The following is a 15,040-nucleotide window of genomic DNA, read 5'->3' as shown; positions in this document are numbered from 1 at the left end:
GAATTAGAGAAGAGAAAAGAGGTGTCAACATGAAAGGTATCTTAGGTAGAAAGCTCGGAATGACTCAAGTGTTTACCCCTGAGGGTGTTGTAATTCCTGTAACGGTTATCGAAGCAGGTCCTTGTGTTGTTCTTCAAAAGAAAGATCTGGAAAACGACGGATACGAAGCGATTCAAGTCGGTTTCTCTGATAAGAAAGAGAACAGATCTAACAAACCAGAAGCAGGCCATGCGAAAAAAGCAAACACTGCGCCTAAGCGCTACGTTCGCGAAATTCGCGGTGTTGACCTCGCGAGTGTCGAGGTTGGACAAGAGCTGAAGGCTGATGTCTTCGCAGAAGGCGAATTTGTTGACGTAACGGGTATTTCCAAGGGTAAAGGTTTCCAAGGTGTAATCAAACGTTGGGGCCAAAGCCGCGGACCAATGTCTCACGGTTCCCGTTATCACCGTAGACCAGGTTCCATGGGTTCGATCCAGGCAAACCGTGTTCCTAAAGGAAAACGCCTGCCAGGTCACATGGGCAATGAGACAGTTACGATTCAAAAGCTCGAGGTTGTTAAAGTCGATGCAGAGCGTAACGTAATCCTTGTAAAAGGCTCCATTCCTGGACCTAAAAAAGGTTTTGTTCAAATCAAAGAAACGGTGAAGAAATAATCGCCTAAAGAAAGGAGGAACAAACAATGCCTAAAGTAGCACTTTATAATGTCAGCGGTAGCCAAGTTGGTGAAGTAGAATTGAATGAAGCTGTATTCGGCATCGAGCCGAACGCACACGTACTGCACAGCGCAGTATTGCTGCAGCGCGCTTCCCTTCGTCGCGGTACCCACAAAGTAAAGGGACGTTCTGAAGTACGCGGCGGCGGACGTAAGCCTTGGAAACAAAAAGGGACTGGCCGTGCTCGTCAAGGTTCGATCCGTTCTCCACAATGGAAAGGCGGCGGCGTGGTTTTTGGACCGACTCCGCGCAGCTACACATTTAAACTTCCTAAGAAAGTTCGTCGTTTGGCTATCAAATCCGCTTTGTCTTCCAAAGTGATTGACAACGCAATTATCGTATTGGATCAATTGACGCTGAATACGCCGAAAACGAAAGAGTTTGCTAACATTCTTAGCAACCTGAAAGTAGGCCGTAAAGCTCTGATCGTTGCTCCAAGCTATGATGATAATGTAGCCCTTTCCGCACGTAATATTCCTGGTGTGAAATTCGTAGCGGCTGACGGCATTAATGTTCTTGACGTACTGTCGTACGATCAACTGATCATTACGAAGGAAGCAGTTCAGAAGGTAGAGGAGGTGCTCGCGTAATGAAAGACCCACGCGATATAATCAAGCGCCCGGTGATCACGGAACGTACGGCTGACTACATGGCAGAGCTGAAATATGCTTTTGAAGTGGATATCCGTGCTAACAAGACCGAGATCAAGCAAGCTGTCGAATCTATTTTTAAAGTTAAAGTATCGAACGTGAATACGATGCGTGTCCCTGCTAAACCAAAGCGTTATGGCCGTTATTCCGGTTACACAACCGAATGGAAAAAGGCAATCGTGACTTTGGCTCCAGACAGCAAACCGCTCGAGTTCTTTGAATCGGTTGAATAAGAATTTTTTAAGTAAGGAGGGAAAATTCAGTGCCTATTAAAAAGTATAAACCGACATCCCCGGCTCGACGCAATATGTCCGTGTCGACTTTCGAAGAAATCACCACGGATCAGCCGGAGAAATCGTTGCTGGCTCCGCTGAGCAAAACAGCTGGCCGTAACAACCAAGGTAAAATTACGGTTCGTCACCATGGCGGCGGACACAAGCGTAAATACCGTATCATCGACTTCAAACGGAATAAAGACGGCATTCCAGGTCGCGTTGCTACAATCGAATACGACCCGAACCGTACTTCCAACATCGCTCTGATTCACTATGTAGATGGTGAAAAGCGTTATATCATCGCTCCTAAAGGTCTGAAAGTTGGAGACCAAGTAGTATCTGGAGTAGGTGCTGACATCAAGATCGGTAACGCACTTCCACTGGAAAACATTCCGGTAGGTACCGTTATCCACAACATTGAATTGAAACCAGGTAAAGGCGGACAATTGGTTCGTGCTGCTGGTACAGAAGCTCAACTTCTCGGTAAAGAAGATAAGTACGTAACTGTTCGTCTTTCTTCCGGTGAAGTTCGGCGCATCCTGAAAGTTTGCCGTGCAACCATCGGTTCTGTGGGTAACCAAGACCATGAGTTGATCAAAATCGGTAAAGCTGGTCGTAGCCGCTGGCTTGGACAACGCCCTGAAGTACGTGGTGTGGTAATGAACCCTAACGATCACCCTCACGGTGGTGGTGAAGGCCGCGCTCCAATCGGACGTAAATCGCCTATGTCTCCATGGGGTAAACCAACCCTTGGTTACAAAACACGTAAAAAAGGTAAAGCTTCTGACAAATATATCGTTCGCCGCCGCACGAAGTAATGCGCGATTAAGTGCATAACTTCGTGACAGGCTCGAAGGTAACGAGACAATTTGGTGAAGGGAGGATTTCAATATGAGCCGTAGTTTGAAAAAAGGACCTTTTATTGACGGATATCTGCTCAAAAAAGTGGAGGACATGAACAGCGCAAGCAAAAAGGCTGTGATCAAAACCTGGTCCCGCCGCTCCACTATTTTCCCGCAATTTATCGGTCACACGTTCGGAGTATACGATGGCCGTAAGCATGTACCTGTATATGTAACAGAGGACATGGTAGGACACAAGTTGGGTGAGTTTGCTCCAACTCGTACTTACAAAGGTCATGAAGATGATAAGAAAACAAGAAGATAATTAATGAAGCTCTTTGTTTGAGAGGAGGTTAAACATATGGAAGCAAAAGCACATGCTAGATCGATTCGTATTGCTCCTCGTAAAGCTCAACTCGTTGTTGACTTGATCCGCGGTAAGCAAGTCGGCGAAGCGATCGCAATTCTTCGTCACACTCCGAAAGCTGCATCTCCGGTTGTTGAGAAGCTTTTGAACTCGGCTATCGCAAACGCTGAGCATAACTACTCTTTGGATGTAACTAAATTGGTTGTGACGCAAGCTTATGTCAACCAGGGACCGACTATGAAACGTTTCCGCCCGCGTGCGATGGGACGTGCAAGCCGGATCAATAAACGCACCAGCCACATTACTTTGGTGGTAGCTGAAAAATAAGGAGGGAAAACGTGTGGGCCAAAAGGTAAATCCAGTAGGACTCCGTATCGGTATTATCCGTGATTGGGAATCCAAATGGTATGCAGGCAAAGACTTCGGTGATCTTTTGCTGGAAGACGTGAAAATCCGTGAATACCTGAAAAATAAATTGAAAGACTCCGCTGTATCCCGTATCGAAATCGAGAGAGCGGCTAATCGTGTGAACGTGACGATCCACACTGCGAAGCCAGGTATGGTTATCGGTAAAGGTGGTTCCGAAGTAGAAGTACTGCGCGGACAAGTGACTAAAATTGCCGGCGGTAAAAAAGTTCACATCAACATTTCTGAAATCAAAAACCCTGAACTGGACGCTATTCTTGTTGCTGAAAGCATTGCACAACAGTTGGAACGTCGTGTATCTTTCCGTCGTGCACTGAAGCAAGCGATTCAAAGAACTATGCGCTCTGGAGCAAAAGGGATTAAAACATCGGTCAGCGGACGTCTTGGCGGAGCCGAGATTGCTCGTACGGAAGGCTACAGTGAAGGAACTGTTCCACTTCATACGCTTCGTGCAGACATCGACTATGGTACAGCAGAAGCGCATACGACTTACGGCCGTATCGGCGTGAAAGTATGGATCTATCGTGGAGAGGTTCTTCCTACGGCTAAGAAACAAGCTGCTCAGGAAGGAGGCAACTAATCATGTTGGTACCAAAACGTGTAAAACACCGCAAACAACAGCGCGGCCATATGAGAGGTCAAGCTAAAGGCGGTACTGAACTGAACTTCGGCGAATTCGGTCTGCAAGCTACAGAACCAGGCTGGATCACGAACCGTCAGATCGAAGCTGCTCGTATCGCGATGACTCGTTACATCCGTCGTGGCGGTAAAGTATGGATCAAGATTTTCCCAGATAAGCCGATTACTCAAAAGCCTCTCGAAGTGCGGATGGGTAGCGGTAAAGGTAACGTTGAGAAATGGGTTGCCGTTGTAAAACCAGGCAAGATCATGTTTGAACTTGGAGGCGTGTCCGAGGAAATCGCCCGCGAAGCGATGCGTCTCGCCGCTCACAAGCTGCCTGTTAAAACGAAGTTTGTGAAACGTGAAGAAGTGGGTGGTGAAGCAAATGAAAGCTAATGAACTGCGCAACTTAACCACTGCAGAAATCGAGCAAAAAATCGCCGGATTTAAAGAGGAACTCTTTAACCTCCGTTTTCAATTGGCCACAGGCCAGCTTGACAACCCGACTCGGATCCGTGACGTTCGCAAAGAAATAGCTCGTGCTAAAACCGTTATCCGTGAAAGAGAACTTGGGATTAGTTAATGAAACAGAAACGTCGTGTTCTGTATTCAGGAAGGAGGCTAACAAATGAGCGAAGAACGCAATGCTCGTAAAGTGCAAATTGGTAAAGTTGTCAGCGATAAAATGGATAAAACCATTGTTGTAGCTGTTGAAACTTATAAGAAGCATGACTTGTATCACAAACGCATTAAATACACGAAAAAATTTAAAGCGCATGATGAGAACAATCAAGCTCAAATCGGAGATACCGTTAAAATTATGGAAACTCGCCCTCTCTCCAAAGACAAGCGCTGGAGATTGGTAGAAGTGGTTGAAAAAGCGGTTATCATCTAAGATATGATCAGTTTTTGATGGAAGGAGGAAATTTAAATGATTCAACCATTTACACGTTTAGCTGTTGCTGACAACTCCGGTGCGAAGGAACTGATGTGTATCCGCGTATTGGGTGGTACTGGTCGTCGTACAGCTCAAATCGGTGATTTGATCGTATGTTCCGTCAAACAAGCAACACCAGGCGGCGTTGTCAAAAAGGGTGATGTAGTAAGAGCGGTAGTCGTTCGTACGAAACGTTCTGTACGTCGTAAAGACGGATCTTACATCTCATTTGACGAGAATGCAGCTGTTGTTGTTAAAGACGACAGAAGCCCACGCGGAACTCGTATTTTCGGACCAGTTGCTCGCGAACTTCGCGAAAGAGACTACATGAAAATCGTTTCCTTGGCTCCGGAAGTAATCTAATAACACCCCAAAAAGTGACGTAACTTTTCGGGAACCCGATAAATAGTTGAACTGGCTAGTCATAGGAGGTGTAACGAATGCCTAAAGTGAAAAAAGTTCTGGAATCCCATAGCAACAAACTGCACGTGAAAAAAGATGATACAGTTATCGTCATCAGCGGTAAAGACAAAGGCAAAAAAGGCCGTGTCATCGCAGCGTACCCTCGTGAAAATCGTGTTTTGGTTGAAGGTGTGAACATGATCAAGAAGCACCAGAAGCCAAACCAAATGAACCCACAAGGCGGTATCATCGAGAAGGAAGCTCCGATCCATGTATCGAACGTTATGCACGTTGATCCGAAGAGCGGAAAAGTAACCCGTATCGGTTACAAAGTACTGGACAACGGCAAAAAAGTTCGCGTAGCAAAAAGATCCGGAGAAGTTATCGATAAATAAGACGGTTTAGAAAGGAGGTCCTTGAATCATGGCAGCAAGAATGAAAGAACGTTTTTTGAACGAAGTAACTCCTGCTCTGATGCAGAAGTTTAGCTATAAGACAGTAATGCAAGTACCAAAAATCGAGAAGGTTGTCATCAACATGGGTGTAGGTGACGCTGTAGCTAACTCAAAGGTGCTTGATTCCGCTGTGAACGACATGCAGCTGATTGCTGGTCAAAAACCGGTTATCACCCGTGCGAAGAAATCCATCGCGGGATTCAAACTGCGTGAGAACATGCCAATCGGTGTGAAGGTAACATTGCGCGGTGAGCGTATGTACTACTTCCTCGACAAGCTGTTCAACGTTACACTTCCACGTGTACGTGACTTTCAAGGCGTGTCCACCAAAGCATTTGACGGACGCGGTAACTATACGCTCGGTCTGAAAGAGCAACTCATTTTCCCTGAAATTGAGTATGACAAAGTGGATAAAGTTCGCGGTATGGATATCGTTATCGTAACGACTGCTAAAACCGACGAAGAATCCCGTGAACTGCTTGCTCAACTGGGCATGCCTTTCGCGAAATAAGACGGTTGTCCTTTTCTCCGAAACTATTTAGGAGGTGTCAGGCTAAGTGGCAAAAACTTCGATGAAAGTTAAACAACAACGTACACCGAAATACAAAGTACGGGCATATACCCGTTGTGAACGTTGTGGTCGCCCACATTCGGTACTGCAGAAGTTTAAAATTTGCAGAATTTGTTTCCGTGAATTAGCTTATAAAGGCCAGATTCCTGGCGTGAAAAAAGCAAGCTGGTAAGAAGTTTATAAACGGGAAGGAGGTTTATCCTACATGACTATGTCCGATCCAATTGCAGATATGCTAACTCGTATTCGTAACGCGAACACGGTTCGCCACGAAACAGTAGAAATGCCTGCTTCGACGATTAAAAAACAAATCGCTGACATTTTGAAGCGTGAAGGCTTCATCCGTGATGCAGAGTTTGTGGAAGACAATAAACAAGGGATCATTCGTGTATTCCTGAAATATGGTTCCAACAACGAACGTGTAATCACAGGTCTGAAAAGAATCAGCAAACCAGGTCTTCGCGTTTACACGAAGAGCAACGAAGTACCTCGCGTACTTGGTGGTTTGGGTATTGCGATCATCTCCACGTCTAAGGGAGTTATGACCGACAAAGAAGCTCGTCAATCCAAAGCTGGCGGAGAAGTTCTCTGCTACGTATGGTAATCAACGTCACAAGATAGGAGGTGTAATGAATGTCCCGTATTGGTCGTAAACCAATTGCTATTCCAAACGGTGTGGAAGTCACACTGGATAACACTGTAATCACTGTTAAAGGACCTAAAGGTACCTTGACTCGTGAACTGCATAAAGACATGCAAATTACAGTAGAAAACAACGAGATCAATGTTGTTCGTCCTTCCGACAACAAAACACATCGCTCTCTTCACGGCACGACCCGCAGCGTTGTCTCGAATATGGTCAACGGTGTAACTGAAGGATTCTCGAAAAACCTTGAGTTGGTAGGTGTCGGATACCGTGCAAGCAAATCCGGAGATAAAATCGTTCTGAACGTGGGTTACTCCCACCCAGTTGAAATTACACCGGAGCCAGGTATTGAGTTCGACGTACCGGCAAACACGAAAATCACGGTTCGCGGTATCGATAAAGAGCGCGTAGGTGCATACGCTGCTAAGATTCGTTCCGTACGTGAGCCTGAGCCATACAAAGGTAAAGGGATTAAATACGAAGGTGAACGCATTATCCGTAAGGAAGGTAAAGCTGGTAAGAAGAAATAAGTTAGTTAACCGGGGATTCACTTGGTGGATAACTTACTTCTTCTCCCATACTTACCCGATGCGTCTAAAAGTGAAGCTCTTAAGGCAAAACTGAAGGGAGGAAATGGAAGCATGATCACGAAACAAGACAAGAACAAAGCTCGTCTGAAAAGACACCTGCGTGTCCGTAAGAAAATCCAAGGCACAGCAGAACGTCCACGTCTGAACGTGTTCCGTTCTTCGAAACACATCTATGCTCAATTGATCGACGACGTGGCTGGCGTGACTTTGGCATCAGCTTCTACGCTGGATAAAGAACTGGCTAACGACATCAAGAACGGCGGAAGCGTTGAATCCGCTCGTAAAGTCGGCGAACTCGTTGCAAAACGTGCTGCAGACAAAGGTTACAAAGTGATCGTATTCGATCGTGGTGGCTACTTGTATCATGGACGTATTCAAGCACTTGCAGAGGCAGCTCGCGAGGCAGGCCTTGAATTCTAAGATATTTTCAAAAGGAGGTAAACGACTTGCGTGTAGATCCTAACACTTTAGAACTGACTGAAAGAGTAGTAAACATTAACCGCGTTGCTAAAGTTGTAAAAGGCGGACGTCGCTTTAGCTTTAGCGCACTGGTAGTTGTCGGTGATGGCAAAGGTTGGGTAGGAGCAGGTATCGGTAAAGCAGGCGAAGTACCGGATGCAATCCGCAAAGGTATTGAAGATGCTAAGAAAAACCTGATTCACATTCCACTTGTTGGAACAACTATTCCTCACCTCGTAACAGGTCACTTCGGAGCAGGCCGAGTATTGTTGAAGCCGGCATCTGAAGGTACTGGAGTTATCGCTGGCGGACCGGTTCGTGCAGTACTTGAACTGGCTGGCGTAGGCGACATTTTGACAAAATCTCTAGGTTCTTCGAACTCCATGAACATGGTCAATGCGACTTTGGAAGGGTTGTCCCGCCTGAAGCGTGTTGAAGATGTTGCCAAGCTTCGCGGCAAATCCGTCGAAGAGCTGTTGGGTTAAGGAGGGAATCTCATGGCTAAACTTGAAATCACCCTCGTACGCAGCGTGATTGGTCGTCCAGAGGATCAGCGTGCAACCGTGAAAACACTCGGACTTCGCAAAATCAACCATTCCGTGGTTCAAAGCGACAATGCTGCAATTCGCGGAATGATCAAGAAAGTAAATCACCTGGTTTCTGTTAAAGAAATCGAAGGTTAATCCCGGGCAGTTTATTCCCGGACATATTAAGGAGGTGCAACGAACGATGAAGTTACATGAGCTGAGCCCAGCACCTGGATCCCGCAAAGAACGCAAGCGCGTTGGACGCGGTACTAGTAGCGGTACGGGTAAAACGTCGGGTCGCGGTCACAAAGGACAAAACTCTCGTTCCGGCGGTGGTGTACGTCCAGGCTTCGAAGGTGGACAGAACCCATTGTATCGTCGTCTTCCGAAGCGCGGTTTCGTAAACCCAACTCGGAAAGAGTACGCGATTGTGAACATCGAAGAACTTAACAGCTTTGCAGCAGGTACTGAAGTGACTCCAGAAGTTTTGGTTGAGAGCGGTATTGTTAACAATACAAAGAGCGGAATCAAAATTCTTGGCAACGGTGAAGTTACCGTTTCTTTGACTGTAAAAGCTAATAAGTTTTCTCAATCTGCGGTAGAGAAGATCGAGGCTGCCGGCGGTAAAACCGAGGTGATCTAATGTTTAAGACCCTGAAAAATATATGGCGTGTGGATGACCTTCGCAAGCGTATCTTGTTCACCTTATTCGTTCTGATCATCTTCCGTATTGGATCATTTGTTCCGGTTCCCGGTGTTAACAAAGATGTTTTTACCCAGACGAATCAGGCAGGCAATGAGTTGTTCGGTCTTCTTAACACGTTCTCGGGGGGCGCACTATCGCAGTTTTCGATCTTCGCCCTTTCGATATTTCCATATATTACTTCGTCCATTATCGTGCAGTTGCTGTCGATGGACGTCATTCCAAAGTTTGCGGAATGGAACAAACAAGGGGAACACGGGAAGAAGCAGTTGGCTCAAATTACTCGTTATGGTACGGTAATATTGGGTTTGATTCAGGCGTTCGGTATGTCCGTCGGGTTTAACCGCCTGTATGGTGCCGAAATGGTTCCTGGAGCAACCTTTATCGACTTTGTTGTTATCGCGATCGTGCTTACTGCAGGTACATCATTCTTGATGTGGCTCGGTGAACAGATTACGGAACGCGGAATCGGTAACGGTATTTCGATCATTATCTTTGCTGGTATCGCTGCTGGTATTCCAATGCACATTCGGACAACGATTGAATCGAACTTCATTCAGGATGGTCAAGTGTTTATGAACATTCTGAAGGGTGTTATCATCCTTCTGATTTTGATTTTGATCATTACCGGTGTTGTATTCATTCAGCAAGGTATCCGTAAGATTCCGGTTCAATACGCGAAGCGTGTTGTAGGAAACAAAATGTACGGCGGACAGAACACACACATTCCACTCAAGATTAACGGAGCAGGCGTTATTCCGGTAATCTTTGCGATGTCATTGCTGCAATTCCCGGTTATCCTCGCCAGCTTCTGGGCACACATGAATTGGGCAAAGTGGATTACGGCGAACCTGGCTTATGACAGCCCGCTTGGAATGGTACTGTATGTACTCATGATCATTGGTTTCACGTTCTTCTACACCTTCGTGCAGATGAACCCGAACCAAATGGCTGATAATATGAAGAAGAACGGCGGCTATGTACCGGGCATTCGTCCTGGTAAAGCTACCGAGAAGTATCTGACTCGGGTTATGACCCGTTTGACCATGACAGGAGCATTGTTCCTGGCCGTGATCTCCGTGCTTCCGGTGTTCTTTGGATCACTTGCAGGTCTTCCTCGTACAGTTCAGATTGGTGGTACGTCCCTCTTGATCGTGGTCGGTGTTGCACTGGATACGATGAAGCAGATCGAAAGCCAACTGATCAAACGTCACTACAAAGGTTTTATCAATAAATAGGCGATAGGTTCCGGCGAGTGGTCTGTATCGCTTCCCGGCGCCTATTGTGTTGTTCTTGCTAGTCAATCAAGGGGAGGGAGTGACGTAAGGTGAACATCTTATTCATGGGTCCTCCTGGGGCAGGAAAAGGGACGCAAGCAGAAAACATCGTGAATGAATTCGGTATTCCTCATATTTCAACAGGCGATGCATTTCGTCTGGCGATCAAACAAGGAACTCCCATCGGGATTAAAGCGAAGGAATTCATGGATCAGGGGCTGCTGGTACCGGATGACGTAACGATTGGTATTGTGGAGGAGCGTTTGCAGCAGTCCGATTGCGAAAAAGGTTTTTTATTGGACGGTTTTCCAAGAACCCTTTCGCAAGCGGAAGCGCTGGATGAGATTCTCGCCCGCTTGAATACTGGTCTCGATCACGTCATCAACCTGAAAGTTGATCGGGAAAAGCTTCTGGCTCGCCTTACCGGCCGCCGGATTTGCAAAAACTGTGGTTCGACTTATCATGTGATCTTTAATCCTCCTAAACAGGAAGGCATTTGTGATAAATGCGGCGGCGAATTGTACCAGCGCTCCGATGATAACGAAGAGAGCGTCGGCATTCGTTTAGACGAATATATCAACAAAACAGCACCACTCCTCACGTTTTATGAGAACAAAGGTCTTTTGCGTCAAATCGATGGTGATCAGGAAATCGACGTGGTTTCATCACAAATTGCGTCTATACTGAGAGGTTAAGTATAATGATCATTTGTAAATCCGAAACGGAACTGAGCTTGATGAGAGAGGCAGGAAGGATCGTGGCGGAATGCCACAAACTCCTTGCCGCTCATGTAGAACCGGGCATTACGACCGGGGAGCTTGACCTTATGGCCGACAAGTTCATTCGAAGCCAAGGCGCTGTGCCATCTTTTAAAGGCTACAACGGATTTCCTTCCAGCATTTGCGCATCAGTCAACGAAGAATTGGTGCATGGATTTCCAGGCAAACGCAAATTAATCGAGGGCGATATCGTTACGTTTGATATCGGTGCACAGTACCAGGGTTACCATGGTGACTCGGCATGGACCTACGCTGTAGGAGAGATTTCCGAAGAAGCCCAGCGTCTGCTGGACGTAACGGAAGGATCGCTCTATGCTGGACTTGCGCTAATCAAACCCGATGTCCGCTTGTTTACAATCTCTCATGCCATACAGCGTCACATCGAGGATGCAGGGTTCTCTGTCGTCCGGGAATACGTTGGTCATGGTGTGGGTACCGATCTGCATGAGGATCCGCAAATTCCGAACTATGGCATCCCAGACCGCGGACCAAGACTCAAACCGGGCATGGTGCTCGCGATCGAGCCGATGGTCAATGCGGGTAAACGGAATGTCAAGACGCTGGAAGACAACTGGACGGTTGTAACGGTAGACGGCTCACTATGTGCTCACTTCGAGCATACGGTAGCAGTCACGCCGGATGGCATGGAAATTTTGACGAAGCTGCCGGAATAGGGTGATAACATGAATAATGAAGTCATGCTTCAACCCGGTCAGATTGTTAAGATACTGAAAGGTAGAGATGCCGGACAGTATGCCGTTATCGTTTCGATTGAGGACAGCAGGTTCGTGTTGATTGCGGATGGGGACAAACGCAAGTTTGACGGGGCCAAGAAGAAGAATGTTCTTCATCTTGAACCTCAATCCTACATTAGCAGTGAAGTGGTAAACAGTTTGCAAGAAAGCGGTCGGGTTACAAACGGTAAACTGCGTTTCGCACTGGACCGGTTTGTATCCGATAAATCCAAGGCAGATCAGAAAGGAGACTAACTGTGGCTAAAGAAGATGTCATTGAAGTCGAAGGAACGGTCATTGAGCCGTTGCCGAATGCTACCTTTAAAGTCGAGCTGGAGAATGGTCATCAGATTCTCGCTCATGTTTCCGGAAAGCTGCGGATGCACTTTATCCGTATCCTTACAGGAGACAAAGTGGTTGTTCAACTCTCGCCGTATGATTTAACCAAAGGTCGTATCACGTACCGTAAATAGATTCAAGGTTCCCCTGGGGAATCAAGGAAAGCTGCGAAGCGGTTTTACTGACGTAAAACTCAGCAGCGGTAACAAACTACTTTAGTTTCGAAGCTGGTTTTACAATGTAAAACTTGGAGGAGGTAATTAGCATGAAGGTAAGACCTTCTGTAAAGCCTATTTGCGAAAAATGCAAAGTCATTCGCCGCAAAGGGAACGTAATGGTTATCTGTGAAAATCCGAAACACAAACAAAAACAAGGTTAAAGAAGGGGGTGTAGCGTAAAATGGCTCGTATAGCTGGTGTGGATTTGCCACGTGACAAACGCGTTGAGATCGCCTTGACTTACATTTTCGGAATCGGTAAAACGACTTCCCAGAAAGTACTGAAAGAAACTGGAATCAATGCAGACACTCGTGTCCGTGATTTGACAGAAGATGAAGTCAGCAAATTGCGCGAAACGATCGATGGTATGGTTAAGGTAGAAGGTGACCTGCGTCGTGAAATTTCCTTAAATATTAAACGTCTCACGGAGATCGGCTGCTACCGCGGTATTCGTCACCGTCGTGGATTGCCTGTTCGTGGTCAACGTACTAAAACGAATGCTCGTACACGTAAAGGTCCTCGTCGTACCGTAGCGAACAAGAAGAAATAAGAAAGGGGGATAATAGACAATGGCTAAACCAAAAAAAGTCGTACGTACTAAACGTCGTGACCGCAAAAATATTGAAAGTGGCGTGGCTCATATCCGCTCCACATTCAACAATACAATCGTAACGATTACGGATCCTCACGGAAACGCGATTTCTTGGGCAAGCTCCGGCGGCCTTGGATTTAAAGGTTCCCGTAAGTCGACCCCGTTCGCTGCGCAAATGGCTGCTGAAACAGCTGCCAAAGCGGCTATGGAACACGGTATGAAAGCGGTGGAAGTAATGGTTAAAGGTCCTGGTGCTGGTCGTGAAGCAGCAATTCGTTCTCTGCAAGCAGCAGGTCTCGAAGTAAACCTGATCAAAGACGTTACACCAATTCCACATAACGGATGCCGCCCACCAAAACGTCGTCGCGTATAATGAAGTCATCCTGTTAATGTGGTATAATTCCGTTGCAATCTGCTAATAATGGTTGTTTAGGCATACTACTACATGGATTACTGGATAAGATGACAGTTTCATATAGGAGCGACGTTTGAAGGAGGGGTACTTGCGTGATTGAAATCGAAAAGCCGAAAATTGAGACCGTTGATGTCAATGAAGATGGAACCTATGGGAAATTCGTAGTTGAGCCTCTGGAGAGAGGGTATGGCACGACGCTGGGGAACTCGCTTCGCCGCATCTTGTTATCCTCACTACCGGGAGCTGCAGTCACATCGATTCAAATCGATGGCGTACTGCATGAATTTTCCACGATTCCGGGTGTCATGGAAGACGTGACCGAGGTCATCCTGAACCTGAAAGCTTTGTCTCTGAAAATTCATTCCGATGAAGAGAAAGTGTTCGAGATTGATGCGGAGGGTGAAGGGGTTGTTACTGCTGGTGACATCCGTGCGGATAGTGATGTGGAGATTCTGAACCCAGATCTTCATATTGCAACGCTCGGCCCTGGTGCAAGACTTCATATGCGTATTTTTGCCAGTCGCGGTCGTGGCTATGTCCAGGCGGATCGGAACAAACGCGATGACCAGCCTATCGGCGTCATTCCCGTCGATTCGATCTATACTCCGATTAGCCGTGTTAACTACGGTGTGGAAAATACGCGTGTTGGTCAAGTAACCAACTACGATAAACTGACGCTTGAAATTTGGACGGATGGCAGCATCCGCCCGGAAGAAGCTGTTAGTCTCGGCGCGAAAATCTTGACTGAGCATCTGTTCCTCTTCGTAGGTCTGACCGACGAAGCGAAGGATGCGGAGATCATGGTTGAGAAAGAAGAAGACAAGAAAGAAAAAGTGCTTGAAATGACGATCGAAGAGCTGGATCTTTCCGTTCGTTCCTACAACTGCTTGAAACGTGCCGGCATTAATACGGTACAAGAGCTGACCACGAAAACCGAAGAGGATATGATGAAAGTCCGGAACCTCGGACGCAAATCCTTGGAGGAAGTTCAAGAGAAGCTTGAAGAGTTGGGCCTGGGACTTCGTACGGAAGAATAGCATAGATTCGGCTTAGCTTAGCAAAGGAGGGAAAAAACACATGGCATACCAAAAGTTGGGCCGCGATTCCAGTGCGCGTAAAGCGTTGTTCCGTGACCTGGTAACCGACCTTTTCTTATATGAGCGCATTCAAACGACTGAAGCCAAAGCGAAAGAAGTTCGTTCGATCGCTGAGAAGTTGATCACAAAAGCAAAAAAAGGTGATCTTCACGCTCGTCGTCAAGTAGCTGCATTCGTGCGTCGTGAAACAGTAGACGGTGAACAAGATGCAATCCAAAAATTGTTCTCCGAAATCGCTCCTCGTTACTCCGAGCGTCCAGGCGGATACACTCGTATCCTGAAACTGGGTCCTCGTCGTGGTGACGCAGCTCCAATGGTTTACTTGGAACTGGTAGATCGCGCGTAAATTAGCTTTGTTCCATTGAAGTGACTGTAGTTATGTATGCCCGGCTCCGTAGATGTTTA

30 protein-coding genes are annotated in these 15,040 nt (G+C 46.7%); all 30 read left to right on the top strand.

The annotated features are described in order from the left end of the window. The first annotated feature begins 29 nt into the window (after positions 1-29). Positions 30-653 (top strand): 50S ribosomal protein L3, encoded by a 624-nt coding sequence (gene rplC, locus ACETK5_RS31540; RefSeq protein WP_009589211.1) that lies wholly within the window; start codon positions 30-32, stop codon positions 651-653. A gap of 26 nt (positions 654-679) precedes the next feature. Further along, positions 680-1,303, top strand: coding sequence for a 50S ribosomal protein L4 (rplD, locus tag ACETK5_RS31535; protein ID WP_009589231.1), 624 nt, complete (start codon positions 680-682; stop codon positions 1,301-1,303). Further along, positions 1,303-1,596, top strand: a complete 294-nt coding sequence (gene rplW, locus ACETK5_RS31530; protein ID WP_006212919.1) for a 50S ribosomal protein L23 — start codon at positions 1,303-1,305, stop codon at positions 1,594-1,596. Before rplD ends, rplW begins: the two co-directional genes overlap by 1 nt. A gap of 29 nt (positions 1,597-1,625) precedes the next feature. Then, entirely contained in the window at positions 1,626-2,456 is an 831-nt protein-coding gene (gene rplB, locus ACETK5_RS31525; RefSeq protein WP_394059655.1) for a 50S ribosomal protein L2, read from the top strand. Positions 2,457-2,529: 73 nt separating this feature from the next. After that, on the top strand, positions 2,530-2,805 hold the full coding sequence (rpsS, locus tag ACETK5_RS31520) for a 30S ribosomal protein S19 (protein ID WP_023964919.1): 276 nt from the start codon (positions 2,530-2,532) through the stop codon (positions 2,803-2,805). 36 nt (positions 2,806-2,841) lie between these two features. Further along, the gene (gene rplV / locus ACETK5_RS31515) at positions 2,842-3,174 is read left to right on the top strand and encodes a 50S ribosomal protein L22 (RefSeq protein WP_015737624.1); all 333 of its coding nucleotides are present in this window, start codon (positions 2,842-2,844) and stop codon (positions 3,172-3,174) included. 13 nt (positions 3,175-3,187) lie between these two features. Next, the gene (rpsC, locus tag ACETK5_RS31510; RefSeq protein ID WP_006212915.1) at positions 3,188-3,853 is read left to right on the top strand and encodes a 30S ribosomal protein S3; all 666 of its coding nucleotides are present in this window, start codon (positions 3,188-3,190) and stop codon (positions 3,851-3,853) included. Between the two features lie 2 nt (positions 3,854-3,855). Next, entirely contained in the window at positions 3,856-4,290 is a 435-nt protein-coding gene (rplP, locus tag ACETK5_RS31505; protein ID WP_009589221.1) for a 50S ribosomal protein L16, read from the top strand. After that, a complete protein-coding gene (gene rpmC, locus ACETK5_RS31500) occupies positions 4,280-4,477 on the top strand; it encodes a 50S ribosomal protein L29 (RefSeq protein ID WP_007132561.1) in 198 nt (65 codons plus the stop codon). Before rplP ends, rpmC begins: the two co-directional genes overlap by 11 nt. A 45-nt stretch (positions 4,478-4,522) precedes the next feature. Next, on the top strand, positions 4,523-4,789 hold the full coding sequence (gene rpsQ, locus ACETK5_RS31495) for a 30S ribosomal protein S17 (protein ID WP_009589223.1): 267 nt from the start codon (positions 4,523-4,525) through the stop codon (positions 4,787-4,789). A 36-nt stretch (positions 4,790-4,825) separates the two neighbouring features. After that, positions 4,826-5,194, top strand: coding sequence for a 50S ribosomal protein L14 (gene rplN / locus ACETK5_RS31490; RefSeq protein WP_006212911.1), 369 nt, complete (start codon positions 4,826-4,828; stop codon positions 5,192-5,194). Between the two features lie 77 nt (positions 5,195-5,271). Continuing rightward, positions 5,272-5,628, top strand: coding sequence for a 50S ribosomal protein L24 (gene rplX / locus ACETK5_RS31485; RefSeq protein ID WP_006212910.1), 357 nt, complete (start codon positions 5,272-5,274; stop codon positions 5,626-5,628). 28 nt (positions 5,629-5,656) lie between these two features. Then, positions 5,657-6,199 carry a 50S ribosomal protein L5 gene (rplE, locus tag ACETK5_RS31480; protein ID WP_007132558.1) on the top strand — a complete coding sequence of 181 codons (543 nt, stop codon included), beginning with the start codon at positions 5,657-5,659 and terminating at the stop codon, positions 6,197-6,199. 46 nt (positions 6,200-6,245) lie between these two features. Then, the gene (locus ACETK5_RS31475) at positions 6,246-6,431 is read left to right on the top strand and encodes a type Z 30S ribosomal protein S14 (protein ID WP_074961883.1); all 186 of its coding nucleotides are present in this window, start codon (positions 6,246-6,248) and stop codon (positions 6,429-6,431) included. Positions 6,432-6,464: 33 nt separating this feature from the next. Beyond that, positions 6,465-6,863 (top strand): 30S ribosomal protein S8, encoded by a 399-nt coding sequence (gene rpsH, locus ACETK5_RS31470; RefSeq protein ID WP_006212908.1) that lies wholly within the window; start codon positions 6,465-6,467, stop codon positions 6,861-6,863. Between the two features lie 29 nt (positions 6,864-6,892). Continuing rightward, positions 6,893-7,435, top strand: a complete 543-nt coding sequence (gene rplF, locus ACETK5_RS31465) for a 50S ribosomal protein L6 (protein ID WP_071221018.1) — start codon at positions 6,893-6,895, stop codon at positions 7,433-7,435. A 111-nt stretch (positions 7,436-7,546) separates the two neighbouring features. Beyond that, a complete protein-coding gene (gene rplR, locus ACETK5_RS31460; protein WP_071221017.1) occupies positions 7,547-7,915 on the top strand; it encodes a 50S ribosomal protein L18 in 369 nt (122 codons plus the stop codon). A 26-nt stretch (positions 7,916-7,941) separates the two neighbouring features. Further along, a complete protein-coding gene (gene rpsE, locus ACETK5_RS31455) occupies positions 7,942-8,439 on the top strand; it encodes a 30S ribosomal protein S5 (protein ID WP_009589212.1) in 498 nt (165 codons plus the stop codon). A gap of 12 nt (positions 8,440-8,451) precedes the next feature. Continuing rightward, positions 8,452-8,637: a 50S ribosomal protein L30 gene (gene rpmD, locus ACETK5_RS31450; protein ID WP_006212904.1), complete on the top strand. Its 186-nt coding sequence runs from the start codon at positions 8,452-8,454 to the stop codon at positions 8,635-8,637. Positions 8,638-8,683: 46 nt separating this feature from the next. After that, positions 8,684-9,124: a 50S ribosomal protein L15 gene (gene rplO, locus ACETK5_RS31445; protein WP_006212903.1), complete on the top strand. Its 441-nt coding sequence runs from the start codon at positions 8,684-8,686 to the stop codon at positions 9,122-9,124. After that, positions 9,124-10,422, top strand: coding sequence for a preprotein translocase subunit SecY (secY, locus tag ACETK5_RS31440; RefSeq protein ID WP_100541548.1), 1,299 nt, complete (start codon positions 9,124-9,126; stop codon positions 10,420-10,422). The genes rplO and secY overlap by 1 nt, the downstream gene beginning before the upstream one ends. Before the next feature lie 89 nt (positions 10,423-10,511). Beyond that, positions 10,512-11,156: an adenylate kinase gene (locus tag ACETK5_RS31435; protein ID WP_100541547.1), complete on the top strand. Its 645-nt coding sequence runs from the start codon at positions 10,512-10,514 to the stop codon at positions 11,154-11,156. A gap of 5 nt (positions 11,157-11,161) precedes the next feature. Continuing rightward, positions 11,162-11,914, top strand: coding sequence for a type I methionyl aminopeptidase (map, locus tag ACETK5_RS31430; RefSeq protein WP_006212900.1), 753 nt, complete (start codon positions 11,162-11,164; stop codon positions 11,912-11,914). 9 nt (positions 11,915-11,923) lie between these two features. Next, on the top strand, positions 11,924-12,229 hold the full coding sequence (locus ACETK5_RS31425; RefSeq protein WP_100541546.1) for a KOW domain-containing RNA-binding protein: 306 nt from the start codon (positions 11,924-11,926) through the stop codon (positions 12,227-12,229). A gap of 2 nt (positions 12,230-12,231) precedes the next feature. Then, complete coding sequence (gene infA, locus ACETK5_RS31420) at positions 12,232-12,447, top strand: translation initiation factor IF-1 (RefSeq protein WP_006212898.1); 216 nt, start codon at positions 12,232-12,234, stop codon at positions 12,445-12,447. A gap of 131 nt (positions 12,448-12,578) precedes the next feature. Further along, complete coding sequence (gene rpmJ / locus ACETK5_RS31415) at positions 12,579-12,692, top strand: 50S ribosomal protein L36 (RefSeq protein ID WP_003333770.1); 114 nt, start codon at positions 12,579-12,581, stop codon at positions 12,690-12,692. Between the two features lie 20 nt (positions 12,693-12,712). Next, complete coding sequence (gene rpsM / locus ACETK5_RS31410; RefSeq protein ID WP_006212897.1) at positions 12,713-13,081, top strand: 30S ribosomal protein S13; 369 nt, start codon at positions 12,713-12,715, stop codon at positions 13,079-13,081. A 19-nt stretch (positions 13,082-13,100) separates the two neighbouring features. Next, on the top strand, positions 13,101-13,496 hold the full coding sequence (gene rpsK, locus ACETK5_RS31405) for a 30S ribosomal protein S11 (RefSeq protein WP_009589209.1): 396 nt from the start codon (positions 13,101-13,103) through the stop codon (positions 13,494-13,496). Positions 13,497-13,630: 134 nt separating this feature from the next. Further along, positions 13,631-14,575 carry a DNA-directed RNA polymerase subunit alpha gene (locus ACETK5_RS31400; protein ID WP_071221012.1) on the top strand — a complete coding sequence of 315 codons (945 nt, stop codon included), beginning with the start codon at positions 13,631-13,633 and terminating at the stop codon, positions 14,573-14,575. A gap of 40 nt (positions 14,576-14,615) precedes the next feature. Continuing rightward, positions 14,616-14,981 carry a 50S ribosomal protein L17 gene (gene rplQ / locus ACETK5_RS31395; RefSeq protein ID WP_071221011.1) on the top strand — a complete coding sequence of 122 codons (366 nt, stop codon included), beginning with the start codon at positions 14,616-14,618 and terminating at the stop codon, positions 14,979-14,981. Positions 14,982-15,040 lie beyond the last annotated feature (59 nt).

The organism is Paenibacillus ilasis (assembly GCF_043195395.1).
GTDB lineage: Bacteria > Bacillota > Bacilli > Paenibacillales > Paenibacillaceae > Paenibacillus_AQ > Paenibacillus_AQ lautus.
The sequence above is the reverse complement of the archived record's forward strand: the minus strand, read 5'-3'. Positions and strand labels throughout refer to the sequence as shown.